Origin of the sequence: Allosediminivita pacifica, from assembly GCF_003054175.1 — a bacterium.
GTDB lineage: Bacteria > Pseudomonadota > Alphaproteobacteria > Rhodobacterales > Rhodobacteraceae > Allosediminivita > Allosediminivita pacifica.
The window spans coordinates 60083-75804 of record NZ_QBKN01000011.1 but is presented as its reverse complement, the minus strand read 5'-3'; the positions used below and the strand labels follow the sequence as shown (position 1 = coordinate 75804).

The 15722-nt window shown below is 66.2% G+C and carries 20 protein-coding genes; 13 read left to right on the top strand and 7 right to left on the bottom strand.

The genetic code is table 11. The features are described from left to right. Positions 1-132: 132 nt before the first annotated feature. Positions 133-885 carry a polysaccharide deacetylase family protein gene (locus C8N44_RS10335; protein ID WP_244641062.1) on the top strand — a complete coding sequence of 251 codons (753 nt, stop codon included), beginning with the start codon at positions 133-135 and terminating at the stop codon, positions 883-885. Positions 886-906: 21 nt separating this feature from the next. On the opposite strand, the gene C8N44_RS10330 is transcribed toward C8N44_RS10335, so the two are convergent. Beyond that, complete coding sequence (locus tag C8N44_RS10330) at positions 907-1092, bottom strand: hypothetical protein (RefSeq protein ID WP_107976157.1); 186 nt, start codon at positions 1090-1092, stop codon at positions 907-909. A gap of 368 nt (positions 1093-1460) precedes the next feature. On the opposite strand from C8N44_RS10330, the gene C8N44_RS10325 reads away from it, so the two are divergent. Further along, on the top strand, positions 1461-2294 hold the full coding sequence (locus C8N44_RS10325) for a LytTR family DNA-binding domain-containing protein (protein WP_107976155.1): 834 nt from the start codon (positions 1461-1463) through the stop codon (positions 2292-2294). 78 nt (positions 2295-2372) lie between these two features. Next, positions 2373-3788 carry a 30S ribosomal protein S6--L-glutamate ligase gene (gene rimK, locus C8N44_RS10320; RefSeq protein WP_107976153.1) on the top strand — a complete coding sequence of 472 codons (1416 nt, stop codon included), beginning with the start codon at positions 2373-2375 and terminating at the stop codon, positions 3786-3788. Between the two features lie 72 nt (positions 3789-3860). On the opposite strand, the gene ubiG is transcribed toward rimK, so the two are convergent. After that, positions 3861-4565 (bottom strand): bifunctional 2-polyprenyl-6-hydroxyphenol methylase/3-demethylubiquinol 3-O-methyltransferase UbiG, encoded by a 705-nt coding sequence (gene ubiG / locus C8N44_RS10315; protein ID WP_107976151.1) that lies wholly within the window; start codon positions 4563-4565, stop codon positions 3861-3863. Then, entirely contained in the window at positions 4544-4762 is a 219-nt protein-coding gene (locus tag C8N44_RS10310; RefSeq protein WP_146178836.1) for a hypothetical protein, read from the bottom strand. The genes ubiG and C8N44_RS10310 overlap by 22 nt, the downstream gene beginning before the upstream one ends. A gap of 94 nt (positions 4763-4856) precedes the next feature. On the opposite strand from C8N44_RS10310, the gene C8N44_RS10305 reads away from it, so the two are divergent. The 9 genes from C8N44_RS10305 to C8N44_RS10265 all read left to right on the top strand — a co-directional run bounded on the left by C8N44_RS10305 (position 4857) and on the right by C8N44_RS10265 (position 9924). Next, positions 4857-5687, top strand: coding sequence for a LysR family transcriptional regulator (locus tag C8N44_RS10305; RefSeq protein WP_107976147.1), 831 nt, complete (start codon positions 4857-4859; stop codon positions 5685-5687). A gap of 77 nt (positions 5688-5764) precedes the next feature. Then, positions 5765-6127 (top strand): SUF system Fe-S cluster assembly protein, encoded by a 363-nt coding sequence (locus tag C8N44_RS10300; RefSeq protein ID WP_107976145.1) that lies wholly within the window; start codon positions 5765-5767, stop codon positions 6125-6127. Positions 6128-6181: 54 nt separating this feature from the next. Further along, positions 6182-6787, top strand: a complete 606-nt coding sequence (locus C8N44_RS10295) for a hypothetical protein (protein WP_107976143.1) — start codon at positions 6182-6184, stop codon at positions 6785-6787. A 40-nt stretch (positions 6788-6827) separates the two neighbouring features. Further along, positions 6828-7586, top strand: coding sequence for a DUF3307 domain-containing protein (locus C8N44_RS10290; RefSeq protein ID WP_107976141.1), 759 nt, complete (start codon positions 6828-6830; stop codon positions 7584-7586). A 30-nt stretch (positions 7587-7616) separates the two neighbouring features. Then, the gene (locus C8N44_RS10285) at positions 7617-7997 is read left to right on the top strand and encodes a HesB/IscA family protein (RefSeq protein WP_107976139.1); all 381 of its coding nucleotides are present in this window, start codon (positions 7617-7619) and stop codon (positions 7995-7997) included. Between the two features lie 94 nt (positions 7998-8091). Beyond that, on the top strand, positions 8092-8292 hold the full coding sequence (locus tag C8N44_RS10280) for a hypothetical protein (RefSeq protein ID WP_146178835.1): 201 nt from the start codon (positions 8092-8094) through the stop codon (positions 8290-8292). After that, positions 8289-8612: a TfoX/Sxy family protein gene (locus C8N44_RS10275; RefSeq protein ID WP_107976135.1), complete on the top strand. Its 324-nt coding sequence runs from the start codon at positions 8289-8291 to the stop codon at positions 8610-8612. Before C8N44_RS10280 ends, C8N44_RS10275 begins: the two co-directional genes overlap by 4 nt. Positions 8613-8688: 76 nt before the next feature. Beyond that, positions 8689-9432, top strand: coding sequence for a triose-phosphate isomerase (tpiA, locus tag C8N44_RS10270; RefSeq protein WP_107976133.1), 744 nt, complete (start codon positions 8689-8691; stop codon positions 9430-9432). Between the two features lie 150 nt (positions 9433-9582). Further along, on the top strand, positions 9583-9924 hold the full coding sequence (locus C8N44_RS10265; RefSeq protein ID WP_107976131.1) for a hypothetical protein: 342 nt from the start codon (positions 9583-9585) through the stop codon (positions 9922-9924). A 238-nt stretch (positions 9925-10162) separates the two neighbouring features. On the opposite strand, the gene C8N44_RS10260 is transcribed toward C8N44_RS10265, so the two are convergent. From C8N44_RS10260 to C8N44_RS10250, 3 genes are all read right to left on the bottom strand, one after another. Beyond that, positions 10163-11539: a TRAP transporter large permease gene (locus tag C8N44_RS10260; RefSeq protein WP_107976129.1), complete on the bottom strand. Its 1377-nt coding sequence runs from the start codon at positions 11537-11539 to the stop codon at positions 10163-10165. A gap of 3 nt (positions 11540-11542) precedes the next feature. Next, the gene (locus C8N44_RS10255) at positions 11543-12235 is read right to left on the bottom strand and encodes a TRAP transporter small permease (protein WP_210204152.1); all 693 of its coding nucleotides are present in this window, start codon (positions 12233-12235) and stop codon (positions 11543-11545) included. A gap of 162 nt (positions 12236-12397) precedes the next feature. Further along, a complete protein-coding gene (locus C8N44_RS10250) occupies positions 12398-13411 on the bottom strand; it encodes a DctP family TRAP transporter solute-binding subunit (RefSeq protein WP_107976128.1) in 1014 nt (337 codons plus the stop codon). A gap of 286 nt (positions 13412-13697) precedes the next feature. On the opposite strand from C8N44_RS10250, the gene C8N44_RS10245 reads away from it, so the two are divergent. Then, positions 13698-14270 (top strand): HD domain-containing protein, encoded by a 573-nt coding sequence (locus tag C8N44_RS10245; protein WP_107976126.1) that lies wholly within the window; start codon positions 13698-13700, stop codon positions 14268-14270. Positions 14271-14280: 10 nt separating this feature from the next. On the opposite strand, the gene C8N44_RS10240 is transcribed toward C8N44_RS10245, so the two are convergent. Beyond that, a complete protein-coding gene (locus C8N44_RS10240) occupies positions 14281-15681 on the bottom strand; it encodes a uracil-xanthine permease family protein (protein WP_107976124.1) in 1401 nt (466 codons plus the stop codon). Positions 15682-15722 lie beyond the last annotated feature (41 nt).

The window sequence follows — 15722 nt, the reverse complement described above, 5'->3', positions numbered from 1 at the left end:
CAGCTTACGTGACCCTACGGCAACGAAAAGCGCCCTGAAGTGCACGCATCTGAAATATGCCTTGCCCGACAACAGGCTGGGCGGCTTTCCTGAGACCGCCTGCCATTTTTGCTATCGGGGGGATAGCTTCCAATGCCTTTCATCACGCGACGGACTATTTTGTCCGGCGGCCTTTCGGCCATTGCCCTGGGGGTTCCCGGGCTGGCTCATGCCGCGCCCCGCATCGCCCTGCCGGACGACCTGGTCCGCGATGCGGCCACCATCACCGGAATCCGCACTGCATCGCCTGTGGTTGCCATGACCTTCGACGACGGCCCGCATCCGAACCTGACGCCGCGCCTGCTCGACCTGCTCAAGGCACGCGGCCTGCGGGCCACCTTCTACCTGATCGGCAACCGCTGCGTGACCTGGCCCGACATCGTGCGCCGGATCAGCGACGAGGGGCACGAGATCGGCAACCACAGCTGGTCGCATCCCGACCTCTCGCGGCGCAATGACGGCTCGGTGCTGTCCGAGATCGACCGCACCAGCGACGCGATCTTCCGGATCACCGGGCGCCCGCCGGTGACCTTCCGCCCGCCCTACGGCGCCTTCACGCGCCGCCAGCGCAACATGCTCTACGACTCCCGAAGGCTTCCCACCGTGCTCTGGTCCGTCGACCCAGAGGACTGGCGCCGCCCCGGCGCCGGCGTCGTTGCCCGCCGGATCCTGTCGCATTCACGTCCCGGCGCGATCATCCTGAGTCACGACATCCAGTCCGGCACGGTCTCCGCCATGCCGCAGACCTTCGACGGGCTCGCCGCGCGCGGGCTTCAGTTCGGACGATCTCGCAGATGGTGGGATGGCCGCTCTGGCAATCGCGGAACTTCCGACGGGTCGCGGTGAACGAGTAGGGACAAAGCGCCCCTATTCCTCATGCTCCATCTCCGTGACCATCCGGTCAAGCTCGGCCGCCGTGAGGATAAGCCGCGAGACCTCCTTGGCGTTGTCGTGCCGCGCCATCTCGAAGGCCGCGTTCTCGATGAGAAGCGACGCGGCCCTGAGCGACTGGCAGATCGCCTCGTCGCTTCGGTGCTCTCGGACGCGGGTCATGAGCCGGTCGACTTCCTCCGAAACCTCCGGAGCGGTCTTGAATAAGTCTCGTGTAGGGGCGTTCATTCGCTCAACCTGAAGTAGAAGTAGTGGCCTGCGGCCCTTTTAGATCCTGTTTCGGACCAGAGGCAGTTACGCGTTTGCGTGACTGCCCTACGCAATGTTTTGTCGGACGATCTCGGACACTGAGCACGGTCAGCAGCGCCACCCCTGACCCGGTCTCATTCAATCTACGGGCACTCCAACCACCATATGCAGCAGGACCGATACGGATATCAGGAATGCTAGTTGCGGTGTATGCATCTGATGGTTAACCAATCGTTAACGTCCGAGCTGCCACTCTCACGTGGGGAAAGAAACCGGCCGAAATGCCCTTTGAACACCCGGTATCCTTGGTGGATGTGGCCGGCACGAGATTTTGCCTCTCCGCATGCGATCTGCAGCGACTGCTCCGGTCGCGCCAGGGGCTGCTATTCCTTGGCATCGTCCTCTTGTCGCTGGTGGTTTTCGATCCACCGCAGGTCGTTCCCCGTCTCAGCCTGCCAGCGCTGGCGCTCGTTTCCGGTCTCTGCATCGCGCTCTTCGTTCTCGCACTTGGCGGATGGCTCGTCGCGGCAGCCGGGTTGCAACGGCGGTTCGGTCTACCCCGCGTTCCCCTGCCCCTTCTCAATCTGCTGGCCGTCATTCCCGCTCTCGGCTTTGGCGAGGCGCTCGCATATGTCCTGTCCAACGGCCGCGCAGGCGCGCTCGTCCCGCCGGACTTCCCCGTGCTCTGGATCTTCACCGAGATCTTCACCTTCATCTTCATGCACTACGTGCGCCCGATGATCCTCGGCCGGGAAAACGGTCAGGACGGCACAGCCAAAACCCGCGTAAGGGAGCGCCGCATCCTGATCGGCGCCGAGCCGGTGCCCCTCGAGAAGCTCCGCGTGATCGAGGCCCGCGAGCATCACGTGCATGTCACGCTCGACGGTCGCACCCTCACCCAGCGCGCGCGCCTCGGCGACATCGTCGCCCAGACCGGCCCCGACGACGGTGTCCAGCCACACCGATCGTGGTGGGTGGCAAGCGGCGCTGCGCACACGCTGGTCCAGGACAACGGTCGTCCGGTGCTTGTCCTGCACGACGGGCGACAGATCCCCGTCGCCCGCGCACGCCTTCCGGCAGTGCGAGACTGGCTTGACGCCCAGACATCGGCCTGAACCAGGAATCCGGCCCCGCTTGCAGCCTGCGCCCCCGGTTGTTAACCCTTAAAGCCCATCCGGCAGGAGGAACGGCCCATGGACGATACCCCAGATCCCGCGCAGAACCTGATCCGCTTCGGATGGGAGGAGTGGGTGGCCCTGCCAGATCTCGGCCTGCCCGCCATGCGCGCCAAGGTAGACACCGGGGCCCGCACTTCCGCGCTGCACGCCTTCGACATCGAGACTTTCGGCCCCAGCAGCGCACCCCGCGTGCGCTTCACCGTCCACCCTGTGCCTGGGCGCGACGACCTGGTGATCCCCTGCTCCGCCAAGATCGTGGACCGGCGCACGGTCACCTCCTCCAACGGCGAAAGCGAGCTGCGCTACGTGATCGCCTCGACGCTGCGCGTGGGCGAGGAAAGCTGGCGGATCGAGCTCACGCTCACCGACCGCTCCACCATGGCCTCGCGCATGCTACTCGGTCGCGAGGCGCTCAAGGACCACATCACCATCGTGGCCACCGACCGCTTCCTGCTGCCGCAGCTCAGCTACGACGTCTACACGACCTCCCACGTCCGTCGCGCCGCGCCCAACCGCGCGCTGCGCATCGCCGTCATGTCGCGCGAGGACAACTATTCCACCCGGCGCCTTGTCGAAGAAGGCGAAAAGCGCGGCCACACGGTCGAGGTCATCGACACCACGCGCTGCTACATGGCCATCAACGCCATGGCCCCCGAGGTGCATTACGACGGCAAGCGCCTGCCCCGCTACGACGCGGTCATCCCGCGCATCGGCGCCAGCGTGACCAGCTACGGCACCGCCGTCATCCGCCAGTTCGAAACCATCGGCACCTTCTGCGTGAACGGCTCCGAGGGCATCACCGCCAGCCGTGACAAGCTCTACGCCCACCAGCTCATGGCGCGCCACCGCATTGGCATGCCGAACACTGCCTTCGCGGCCTCGCCCAAGGACACCGACAGCCTCATGCGGCTCGTGGGCACCGCGCCGCTGATCGTGAAGCTGCTCGAAAGCACGCAAGGCAAGGGCGTCGTGCTGGCCGAAACCAAGAAGGCCGCTCAGTCGGTCATCGACGCCTTCCGGGGTCTCAAGGCCAACTTCCTCGTGCAGGACTTCGTCAAGGAAGCCGCGGGCGAGGACATCCGCTGCCTTGTCGTGGGTGGCCGCGTGGTCGCCTCGATGAAGCGCACCGGCGCCGAGGGCGACTTCCGCTCCAACCTGCACCGCGGCGGCTCGGCCAAGGTGGTCCGCATCACCAAGGAAGAGCGCGAGACCGCAGTGCGCGCGGCCAAAGCCTTCAAGCTGAACCTGGCGGGCGTCGACCTGCTGCGTTCCGAAAGCGGCCCCAAGGTGCTCGAGGTGAACTCCTCCCCGGGCCTCGAGGGAATCGAGACGGCGACCAAGAAGAACATCGCCGAGCGTCTTTACGAGCACATCGAGGGCAAGGTCCGTCCCACCCCGGTCCGCTCGCGCCGCAACCTCACGGACAGCTAGGCTCGACGTTCGGGGCCGATGTCGATCTCGCCGTGAAAATATGGGCCCGCCGCCACGCCGGGCCCAAAGGCCTCACGCCAGCTTCCGCGCGACGCCCATGTATTGCACGGCACTTCCCGGCAGGCGTCCGAACACCAGGTCGCCGCGCCGGTTTACCCCGCGCGGCCCCAGCCCGGTGCGCGCCTCGGGATCAAGCCCCACCTGCCGCATCCCCTGCTCCAGCTCGGCGGGTCTCAGGAACATCTCCGGATCGTGCGCCCCCTTCGGCAACAGCCCGATCACGTTCTCGGCCATACCCACCGCAAGAAGCCGCGCCACCACGTTCCGGTTGATCGTGTCGTAGAAGAACCGCCCGCCGGGTCGCAGCACGCGCGCGGCCTCGGCCAGCACCCGCAGGGGGTCATCCACGTGCTCCAGCACATCGACGCAGACCACCGCGTCGTAGGTCCCGTCGTCGTAGGGCAGGTTCTCGCCCGAACCGCGATCGTAGGAAATCGACAGGCCGTTCCGCGCCGCGTGGGCGCGTGCGGCCTTCAGAGCCTTCTCGGCCGGATCGATGCCCGTCACCTCGGCCCCGGCGCCCGCAAGTGCCTCGGCCATGAAACCGCCCGCGCAGCCCACGTCGAGCACACGCTTGCCGGTCCACCTCACGTGGCGCGAGAACCAACGCATCCGGGCGGGCACCAGGTTCTTCAGTGTCCTTACCCAGCGGATCTCGTCCGACCACCACTGCTCCGCAGCACCGTCGTAAATGCTCAGGTCGTTCCGCTCCGCCATCGTCTTTCCCGCACTGCCCAGAAGCGGCCAGCTAGGCCGCGCCGCGCCCGCGTCCACCGCAGCAGGCGCAGCAGCAGCCTGCGCCGCCGGTTCGCCCGCTGCCGCGCCTTCCGCCTTGCCCAGAGCGCGCGCTCGCGCGCATGGGCCGTTTCCAGCGCCGCCTCGGGCAGACGCGTGACCCACACAGACACCATCATCTCCGCCTCCATTGCATTCCCGAAAACCTGCACCCAACATGGCAAGGCAACATTCGTCGCAGCAGCCCATGTTTCCGCAGCCGGACTTTCAGAAATGAAAGAGCCTGACCTCGACGACCTCCGCCTCTTCCTCGCCGTGGCCGACGCGGGCGGGCTCGGCAGCGCCGCGCGCGCGACGGGCACCTCCGCGCCCACGCTGTCGCGCCGCATGGCGGCCCTCGAACGCAGGCTGAACGAACGGCTCTTCGAACGGGGCCCGCGCGGCTATGCGCTCACCGCCGCCGGGCGGTCACTGGCCGAGGACGTCGCGGGCCTGAGGCAGGTGCAGGCGCGGCTGGCACGCCGCATGTCCTCGCCCACCCTGCCCCGCGTGCGTATCACTGCGGGCCTCTGGACCTCGCGCTTCATCGCCCGGCAACTCGGCACCGCCCGTGCGCCTGACGCGGCTTGGGTGCCCGAGATCGTCGCCTCGAACGCCACCGTGGACATCGCCCGGCGCGAGGCCGACATCGGCATTCGCAACCGCCGCCCGGACCAGCCCTGGATGGCCGCCCGCCGCACCATTCCCATCCGCTACGCCGTCTTCGCCAAGAACCCCGACATCACCGGTTACATCGCCCTGCCCCGTGGCGCCGCCGATACACCCTCCGGCCGCTGGCTGCGCGCCCACCACGAAAGCGAGATCGTCACGACCGCCTCCGACATGGCCTTCGCGCGCGAAATGGCCGCATCGGGGCTGGGCCGCGTGGTACTGCCCACCTTCGCGGGCGCGGAGTGCGATCTGGTGCAGATCGGCCCCGTCATCGACGCGCTCACCCACGATGAATGGCTGGTCTCGCACCACGACGGCCGGCACGATCCGCCGGTGCGCGCGGCGCTCGATTGCCTTGCCGGCCTGCTGGGCGACGCCACGCTGCGCCCCTAGCATTCGAGACACGCCCTTTACCGGCTGGCCCGTATTACCTATATCCTTTGGTCAGGAAAGACGTGGAAGGACCGGTCATGAACGAAGCCAGCCCCCAGATGGAAGGTGCGCCCCTCATCGCGCCCTCCAGCACCGATCACCCCCTGCACGAGCAGGTGGTCGAGGCCTGCCGGACCGTCTACGACCCCGAGATCCCGGTGAACATTTTCGACCTCGGGCTGATCTACACCATCGAGATCAGCGCCGAGAACGAGGTCCGCATCATCATGACCCTGACCGCGCCGGGCTGCCCCGTCGCGGGTGAAATGCCCGGCTGGGTCGCCGAGGCCATCGAGCCCCTCCCCGGCGTGAAGCAGGTCGATGTCGAAATCACCTGGGATCCGCCCTGGGGCATGGACATGATGAGCGACGAGGCGCGCCTCGAACTCGGCTTCATGTAAGACATGCAAGCGTTTTAACTTGCTTTTCGCATATGCAAGTCCTAGGACTTGCATATGCACGCAGTCCTGACAGGTGACATCGTCGACTCGTCTGCCCTCACCGGGACGGAAATCGACACCACGCTCGGCGCGATCCGTGACGCTCTCTCGGACATGCCCCCTTGGACCGGCGCCACCGGCTTTGCCCCACGCGCCGGCGACGCATGGCAAGTGGTGCTCACCGATGCCCGCCACAGCCTGCGCGCCGCGCTCCTCATCCGGGCCAGCCTGCGCCGCCTCGACGGCGACCGCACCACGCGCATCGCCATGGCCACGGGGGACGGCGCCCTCCCCAAAAGCGCGTTCGACAACCCCAACGAGGCCCACGGCCCCGCCTTCACCGCTTCGGGCCGCCTGCTCGAAACGCTCTCCGACCCGATCCACATGGCCCACGCCTCCGGCGGCGCACAGAACGCCACCTGGATCCTTGCCGATCGCATCGCCGCCGGCTGGACGCAGGCACAGGCCCGCGCGCTCTGCGAGATGCTCCCCCCCGATCCCGGCCCCCGCAGCGCCGCCGCCAGCCGGCTGGGCATCTCCCGCCAAGCCGTCGACCAGGCGCTTCACGCTGCGGGCTTTCCGGCACTAGAGGCGGCCCTCACCGCGCTGGAGGCCGAATGACGCAAGCGAATTTACCTGCATTTGCGAAAGGCAAGCCCTGATGCCTGCCCTGCCCGAGGTCATCCAGACCGCAGCCCCCCTCCTGCTCGCCCATGTGATCGCCGATTTCCTGCTGCAGTCGGACCGGATGATCGAGCGCAAGACCCGGCCCGCCACGCTGGCGCTGCACGCGGGGCTCGTTCTGCTTACCGCCGCGCTGCTGCTCGCGCCGACCACCCAAGAAGGCACCATCGCCCTCGCGATCCTCACGGTCACCCACGCCGCCATCGACCGCATCAAGCTGCACTTCGGCGACACGCTGCGCCCTTACCTGATCGACCAGGCGGCACACCTCCTCACCATCGCCGCGATCGCCCTCGTCACCCCCACGCTCTGGTCCGACAGCCTCTGGACGGCGCTGACCGAAACCTCGCCGCTCACCACCGCCATGCTCTGGCTCGCGGGCTTCATCGCCGCCGTCACCGCCGGTGGCCACGCGGTGGCCAAGCTCATGGCCCCGTACCATGCCTTCTGGACCCGCCGCCGCATCCTCGGGGGCGGCCTGAAGGATGCCGGAAAGATGATCGGACAGCTTGAACGCGGGCTCACCTACCTGCTGGTGCTCGCGGGCCTGCCGTCGGGCGTCGCCTTCCTGATCGCGGCCAAGTCCATCCTGCGCTTCAACGCCACCAAGGACGACCGCCACGTGGCCGAATACGTCATCATCGGCACGCTCGCCTCCATCGGCTGGGCGCTCCTCACTGCCCTGTGCGTCACGGCCCTCACCGCATCCCTTGAGATTGCCGCCGCAAACCCCTAGTTTCTAAGGGAACGAAAGGAAGGTGCGCCCATGTTCGGCATCCCCGGCAAACAGGCGGTCACCATGACCCCCGCCGCCATCACCCAGATCCGCAAGCTCATGGAGACCAAGGGCCACCACGGCCTGCGCATCGGCGTGAAGAAGGGCGGCTGTGCGGGCATGGAATACACCATGGACTACGTGGACGAGGCCGATCCCAACGACGAGGTCGTGGAACAGGACGGCGCCCGCGTGCTGATCGCCCCCATGGCCCAGATGTTCCTATTCGGAACCGAGATCGACTACGAGGTCTCTCTCCTCGAATCGAGCTTCCGGTTCCGCAATCCCAACGTGGCCGACGCCTGCGGCTGCGGTGAATCGATCACCTTCAAGGATGTCGAGGAACTGCAGGCCGAACGGCAACAGGGCTGACATGGCCACCGTGGCGGCGGCTCTCCTGCTCGCCGCCATGTGCGTTATCGCGTTCCGCGCGAACCAACACCTGTCAGACCGCGCAACGCTCCCCATGAACATCGGAATGGACGGCCACGCCGGCTGGCGCGCCAAACGCGGCGTGGCGCTTGCCTTCATCCCGGCCCTCGCGGCACTGATCGTGCTGCCCACGCTCATCGCGGGGCTGGCCTCCGGAACGGCCGCCCTCGTGATCACGCTCGCCTGCCTCGGAGCGCAGCTGCTGCACCTGCGGCTCGCGGCACGCCTGCCATGAGCGTCACGCCCGAGGAGATCGCCTTCGCGAGGGATCTCTTTTCCGACGCAGGCGACATCACCACACGCCGCATGTTCGGCGGAATGGCGCTGTATTGCGAGGGCACGGTCTTCGCCATCCTCCGGTCGGACGGCGAGCTGCTCATCAAGGGCGCGGGCCCCTTCGCCGAGGCGCTCGAGGCCATGGGCTGCACCCGCTGGACCTACACGCGCAAGAACGGCACCCAGGCCGCCATGCCCTACTGGACGCTTCCGCCCGAGGCGCAGGACGATCCCGAAGCGGCCTCCGATCTAGCCCGCCGCGCGCTCGCCCACCTGTGACGCCCGCCCTTGACTTCCCCCGCCCGGTCCATGTGATTGGCGGCAACAAACGACACAATTGGCAGAGGAGAGCCGCATGAGAACCAAACTCGCCGCGGGCAACTGGAAGATGAACGGCAGCCGCGCCGCGCTGACCGAGCTCGACGCGCTAGCGGAACCCGCGAAAGGCCCCTGCGAGGTGCTGATCTGCCCGCCCGCCACGCTCATCTCCGAGGCCGCGGGCCGGGTCGAGGGCGTCGCCGTCGGCGGCCAGGACTGCCATTCCGAGGCCTCGGGCGCCCATACCGGCGACGTGGCCGCCGCGATGCTTGCCGATGCAGGCGCAAGCTACGTCATCCTCGGCCACTCCGAGCGCCGCGCCGACCACGACGAACACGACGAGGACGTGCGGACCAAGACGCTCGCCGCCTGGGACGCGGGCCTCAAGGCCATCGTCTGCGTCGGCGAGACGCTCGACGAGCGCGAGGCCAACAACACGCTCGACATCATCGGCGGCCAGCTCGCCGGGTCGATCCCGGATGGCGCCACGGGCCACAGCCTCGTCGTCGCCTACGAACCCGTCTGGGCCATCGGCACCGGCAAGGTGCCCACCACCGACCAGATCGGCGAGGTGCACGATTTCATCCGCGCCCGGCTCGAACGCCGCTTTGGCGAAGGCGTCGGCCGCTCGGTGCGCATCCTCTATGGCGGGTCGGTGAAAGCCAAGAACGCGGCCGAGATCTTTGCCGTCTCGAACGTCGACGGCGCGCTGGTGGGCGGCGCCTCTCTCAAGGCCGAGGATTTCGGGCCGATCATCGAGGCGCTGAACGTCGCCGAGTGATGCGACCGTGGAAGCGAGGGGCCAGCCCCTCGCGCTCCCCGGAATATTTTCACCAAGAAGAAGCGGCAGCGTGCGCTCACTTGACGTACCGTTCGGACCGCGTCACCCTCGCAGGCATTGATCCCGTTCTTTTCCCGGAAAATGCCTGCCATGACCCGATTTTTTCTTGCGGCCCTTGCTGCCTGCGCCGCCAGTGCCGTCTCGGCCCAGAGCTGCCCGCAGATCCGCTTCGCCCCCGGCGCCTATTCCGGCGAGATCTCGGGCCACGTCACCCAGGATGATGTCGACTGCTACACCTTCGGCACAGGCAACGGCCAGACCGCGCGCCTGCAGATTTTCGGCAGCGACAACACCTGCTTCGCCGTCATCGGGGTCGTGGACTGCCAGGAGGATTTCAGCTTCATCACCCGCGCCGGCACCTACCAGGTCAACGTCAGCGCGCTTTTCCGCACCCTCGGCGAAAACTACACCCTGCGCCTGACCATCCGCTGAGATCCGGGCGCGCCACTCCGGCAGGGAGCTCCCTCCCCCTGTCGGGGAAAGGCCGGGGAGGAACGAACGGAAAAGCGCGTCTCCCCTTCAGGACATACTCTGATTTCCTTCCAAAGAGTTAAACCGCCCAGCTAATCCATTAGATTAATTAGGATACAAACCAGCTAATCCATTAGATTAATTAGGATACAAAAATGTCCCTGCCCGGGACAGGGGCGGCCGAAACCGCCCCCGCCCGTCAGTTGGTGATCAGTTCCGGCCCCATGAAGGTGGTCGGCAGCCAGGTCGACAGGACCGGGATGTAGGTCACCATGATGAGGAAGACGAAGAGCACCGCGAGGAAGGGCAGCGCGGCCTTCACGACCCGCATCATCGGCATCCCCGCGACGCCCGAGGTCACGAAGAGGTTGAGACCCACCGGCGGCGTGATCATCCCGATCTCCATGTTGACCACCATGATGATGCCGAGGTGGATCGGATCGATGCCGAGCTCGATCGCGATTGGAAAGACCAGCGGCGCCACGATGACGATGAGACCCGAGGGCTCCATGAACTGGCCGCCGATCAGCAGGATCACGTTCACGATCACCAGGAACATCACCGCGCCGAAGCCCGCGTTGATCATCGCCCCCGCGATCTGCTGCGGGATCTGCTCGTCCGTCAGCACGTGCTTGAGGATGAGCGCGTTGGCGATGATGAACATCAGCGTGATGGTCAGCTTGCCCGCCTCGAACAGCGTGTCTCGCGTGTCGCGATGGAAGAAGGCCGTGACCAGCGCCTGCGGCTTGCGCCAGAGCGGCGTGTTCGGCGCCCCGTCACGGCCTGCGAGCGGACCCATGTCGCGGTAGACGAAGCAGGCGATCAGGAAGGCATAGACCGCCGCCACCGCCGCGGCCTCGGTGGGCGTGAAGATCCCGCCGTAGATGCCGCCGAGGATGATGACGATCAGCAGAAGACCCCATACCGCATCGGCGCCGGACTCGAAGACCTCGCCCCAGCCGAGCCAATCACCTTTGGGCAGGTTGCGCATCCTCGCCATGACATAGATCGTCGTCATCAGCATGGTGCCCGCCATTATCCCGGGGATGACACCCGCCAGAAACATCCGCCCGACCGAAACATCGGTGGCCGAGGCATAGACCACCATCACGATCGACGGCGGGATCAGGATGCCGAGGGTGCCCGCGTTGGCGATCACGCCCGCGGCGAAGTCGCGCGAATAACCCACCTGCCGCATGCCCGCGATCACGATGGAGCCGATGGCGACGACGGTGGCGGGCGACGATCCCGAGAGTGCTGCAAACAGCATGCAGGCAAAGACCCCCGCGATGGCAAGCCCGCCCGGCAGGTGGCCGACCAGCGCGATGGAGAAGCGGATGATCCGCTGCGCCACCCCGCCCGTCGACATGAAGGAGGACGCGAGGATGAAGAAGGGAATGGCCAGCAGCGTGTAGTGCCCCGCCATCGCCTGGTAGAAGCTCTGCGCGATGGAGCTCAGCGAGGTATCCGAGAGCACCAGCAGGAAGAGGATGGAGGAAAAGCCCAGCGACACGGCGATCGGCACGCCGATCAGCATCAGGCCGATCACCATGGCAAAGAGAATGACGACATCCATGGATCAGTCCTCGCGGTTCATGTGCGCGACGTCGCGCACGTCGTCTTCGGCCTCGTGGCTAACGATCAGGCTCTCGTCCCGGCCGTGCCAGATGCGCCAGGAGGCCTGCACGAAGCGGATCAGCAGCATCAGTGCGCCGACCGGCAGGATGACGTAGGGGATGAAGCGTGGCAGCTTTTCGTAGTCCATGCCCTCGTTCATCACCGGCTGGATCCAGCGGAGCCACTCGGGGAAGGGAATGTCCACGACCTCGTACCAGCCACGGTACGAAGTACGGCCCATCTCTTCGAAACCGGTGGGAAACCAGCGGCCCGTGGTCTGCGGCAGGTTCGCAAAGTTGGCCCAGTAGTCCCAGGCGCCCTTCAGCAGCAGGAAGGCATAAGCCACGCAGACCGCCGCCGCGATCAGCGACAGCACCCGCCGCGTGCCCCGTGGCACGATGTTCAGCACCGCGTCCACGCCAAGGTTGGCGGTCTTCTTGACCGCGTAGCTCACCCCGAAGAGCACCAACCAGGCAAAGAGGAACGAGACCGCCTCGAGCCCCCAGATCAGGCCGGTGTTGAAACCGTAGCGCAGCACAACGTTGATGAAGGTGATGATCGTCATCGCGCCGAGGATCACGGCAATGACGGTCTCTTCAAGCTCGTCGACGAAGCGGTGCATGCCACCTCGATGATGGGGATCGGTATGGGACATGAAGACCTCCTGCCTCTGCCGCCGGCACGGCCCCTTGTCGCCGCACATCGCGCGGCGCCTCGGAGACATGACGGAAGAAAGGGACGGGCCGCTCGGGCCCGTGAAAGACCACACCGGCCCGCCGTGTGGGGACGGCGGACCGGGTTTTTCAGACGTCCCTTATCAGGAGCCCGAAACCTGCGCGTTCATCTCCTGGGCCGCGTCGATGTTTTCCTGGCCCACGTCCTCGACGAACTGCTCCCAGACCGGCTTCATCGCCTCGACCCAGGCTTCGCGCTGCGACGCGTCAAGCTCGCGCACGGTGCCGCCGGCGTCGATGATCGCCTGCTTGGCCTCCTGGTTCACGTTGTAGCTCTCGGTGTTCCGGGTCTCGGTGACCTCGGCAAGGATCGTCGACAGCTGGTCGCGCACGTCCTCGTCCAGGCCGTCCCACCAATCGACATTGGTCACGACAAGATAGTCCAGAACCCCGTGGTTGGTCTCGGTGATGCCGTCCTGCACCTCGAAGAACTTCTGGCCGTAGATGTTCGACCAGGTGTTCTCCTGCCCGTCGACCACGCCGGTCTGCAGCGCGCCGTAGACCTCGGAAAAGGCCATCGGCTGCGGACTCGCGCCCATGGCCGACATCTGCGCCTTGAGCACTTCCGACGCCTGCACGCGGAACTTCAGCCCCTCGGCATCCGACGGCTCGATCAGCGGTTTGTTGGCCGACATCTGCTTCATGCCGTTGTGCCAAAAGCCAAGGCCCAGAAGGCCGCGGCGCGCCATGCTCTCGAGCATGTCCTGCCCGGCATCCGAGGCCTGGAAGGCGTCGACCGCCTCGATGTTGTTGAACATGAAGGGCAGGTCGAAGATACGGAAGACCTTGGTGAACTGCTCGAACTTCGACAGCGAGGGTGCCGCCATCTGCACGTCGCCCTGCAGCATCGCCTCAAGCACCTGGTCATCGTTGTAGAGCGTGGAGTTCGGATAGACCTCCATGCAGGCGGTGCCGTCCATCTCCTCGTTGACGCGTTCCTGCAGAAGCGAGGCGGCGATGCCCTTGGGGTGACGGTCGGTATTGGTCACGTGGCTGAACTTGATGACCATCTCGCCATCGTCGCAATCGGCGAAGGCGGCACCTGCGCCCAACGTCATAGCGGTCGCCGTCGCGGCGGTCATAAGAAGTGTCTTCATGGAATCCTCCCTTGGATTTCTGATCGTCGGGTCGGCTCATCCTCCAGAGCCGATCTAACGCTCACAGAAGCGGCACCGATGAATCCAATCAAGCGACATGTCGCCGATTGGTGACCAATCTAAATTTATATTTTATAACAGAGGCTTACATATAACATTGAAACCGGACATGCCGTCGGCAGCATGCCCTTGTGCGACTTACCGCACAGGTGTTTGCGCCAACGGTGCGAAAATCCGCACACTTGCGCCATTGGCGAATCCCGAGAACCTCACGCAATCTCACGAAATGCAGACACCTCACCGCCATGACCGCATTCTCGCCTTCCTGCAGGAGGCAGGCGCCCTCAAGGACACGCTCCGCTCGGCCCATACCCGCGCCGGCCGCCCCGAAAGCGTCGCCGAACACAGCTGGTCGCTCTGCCTGCTCGTGCTACTGCTCGAACCCGAAATGGACGGCATCGACGCGCTCAAGCTGATGCGCCTATGCCTCATCCACGACCTCGGCGAGGCGATCTCGGGGGACGTCCCGGCGACCGAACAGAGATCCGAGGACGGCAAGACCGACCGCGAGCGCGCCGATGTCGCCACCCTGACGGCCTCCCTGCCCGACGACCTGCGCACAGCCATCCGCGACCTATGGGAGGAATACGAGGCCGGCGAGACGCCCGAAGCCCGGCTTGCCAAGGGCTTCGACAAGCTCGAAACCATGTTGCAGCATGTCGCTGGCAAACAGGTCCCGGATTTCGACTACCTCTGGAACCTCGGCTACGGGCGCGACCGTACCGATGCCACGCCCCTGCTCACCGACCTGCGCGCGCGGGTCGACGCGCTCACGCGCGCCGCCGCCGCCGGGTCCTGAAGGCCGCGCATCAAGCCGGCGCGCCACCGCCTTCCTCGACCTCGGGGGTCTCGACCTCCGTGGCCGTCTCCTCGGTGTCGGGGATGACCAGCGACAGGATGATCGCGGACAGGCCCGCCAGCGTGATCGGCGTCGCCACCACCTGCCGCAGGAAGTCGGGCAGGTTCTGCGTGGCCTCCGGCACCAGCGTCACGCCCAGCCCCAGCCCGAAGCTCACCGCCATGATGTAGACCTTCTTCCGGTCGATCTCCTGCGTGGCGAGGATGCGGATGCCCGCGACCGCGATGGTCCCGAACAGAACCAGCGTCGCCCCGCCCAGCACCGGCTTGGGGATCAGCAGGAAGGCCTGCCCGATCACTGGCAGGAAGCCCAGCACCACGAGGATGCCCGCGATGTAGAGCCCCACGTGGCGGCTCGCGACGCCGGTCATCTGGATGACGCCGTTGTTCTGCGAAAAGGTCGTGTTGGGAAAGGTGTTGAACAGCGCGGCCAGCCCCGAGTTCACGCCGTCGGCCATGATCCCGCCCTTGATGCGCTGCAGGTAGACCGTCCCCTTCACCGGCTGCCCCGCGATCACCGAGTTCGCCGTCAGATCGCCCGAGGTCTCGATCGCGGTCACGAGGAAGACGAATGCCACCGGGATGAACAGCCCGATGTCGAAATCGAGCCCGTAGCGCAGCGGCTGCGGCAGGGCCACCACCGGCCCCTGCCCCAGCGACGAGAAATCGACCTGCCCCATCACCACGGCGACGATCAGCCCCACGACCAGCCCGATCATGATGGCCGAAATCCGCAGCATCGGGCTTCCCATGAAGGTCATGACAAGGATCACCGCCACCACGATGGCGCCCATCAGCAGGTTCACCGGCGCACCGAGGCTCTCGCCCGCGTTCGCCCCTCCCGCGAAATCGGTAAAGCCCACCTTAACCAGCGACAGCCCGATCACGGTGATGACGATCCCCGTCACCGTAGGCGTGATGATGCGGCCCAGCCTGTCGATGAACTGGCTCAGCACGATCTCGACAAGGCAGCTCGCAAGGCAGAGCCCGAAGATCATCGCCAGCATCTCGGCCGGCCCGCCGCCCCCGCCCTTCACGGCAAAGCCCGCGGCGAGCACCGGACCGAGGAAGGCGAAACTCGTGCCCTGCACGCTCAGCAGCCCCGATCCCACAGGCCCGATCCGGCGGCACTGGATGAAGGTCGCCACGCCCGAGACGAAGAGCGACATGGCGATCAGGTAGGGGATCTCACCCCCCAGTCCCAGCACGCCCCCGATCACCAGCGTCGGGGTCACGATGCCCACGATCGAGGCCAGGATATGCTGAACCGCCGCCAGCGCCGCCGCCGGCGGGGCCGGCCTGTCGTCCAGCCCGTAGATCAGGGCTCCGTTTCCAGTCCCGGCATCGCTCATGATGATCTCCCTCGCAGCCCTGCGGCAAGGCGGCGGCACCA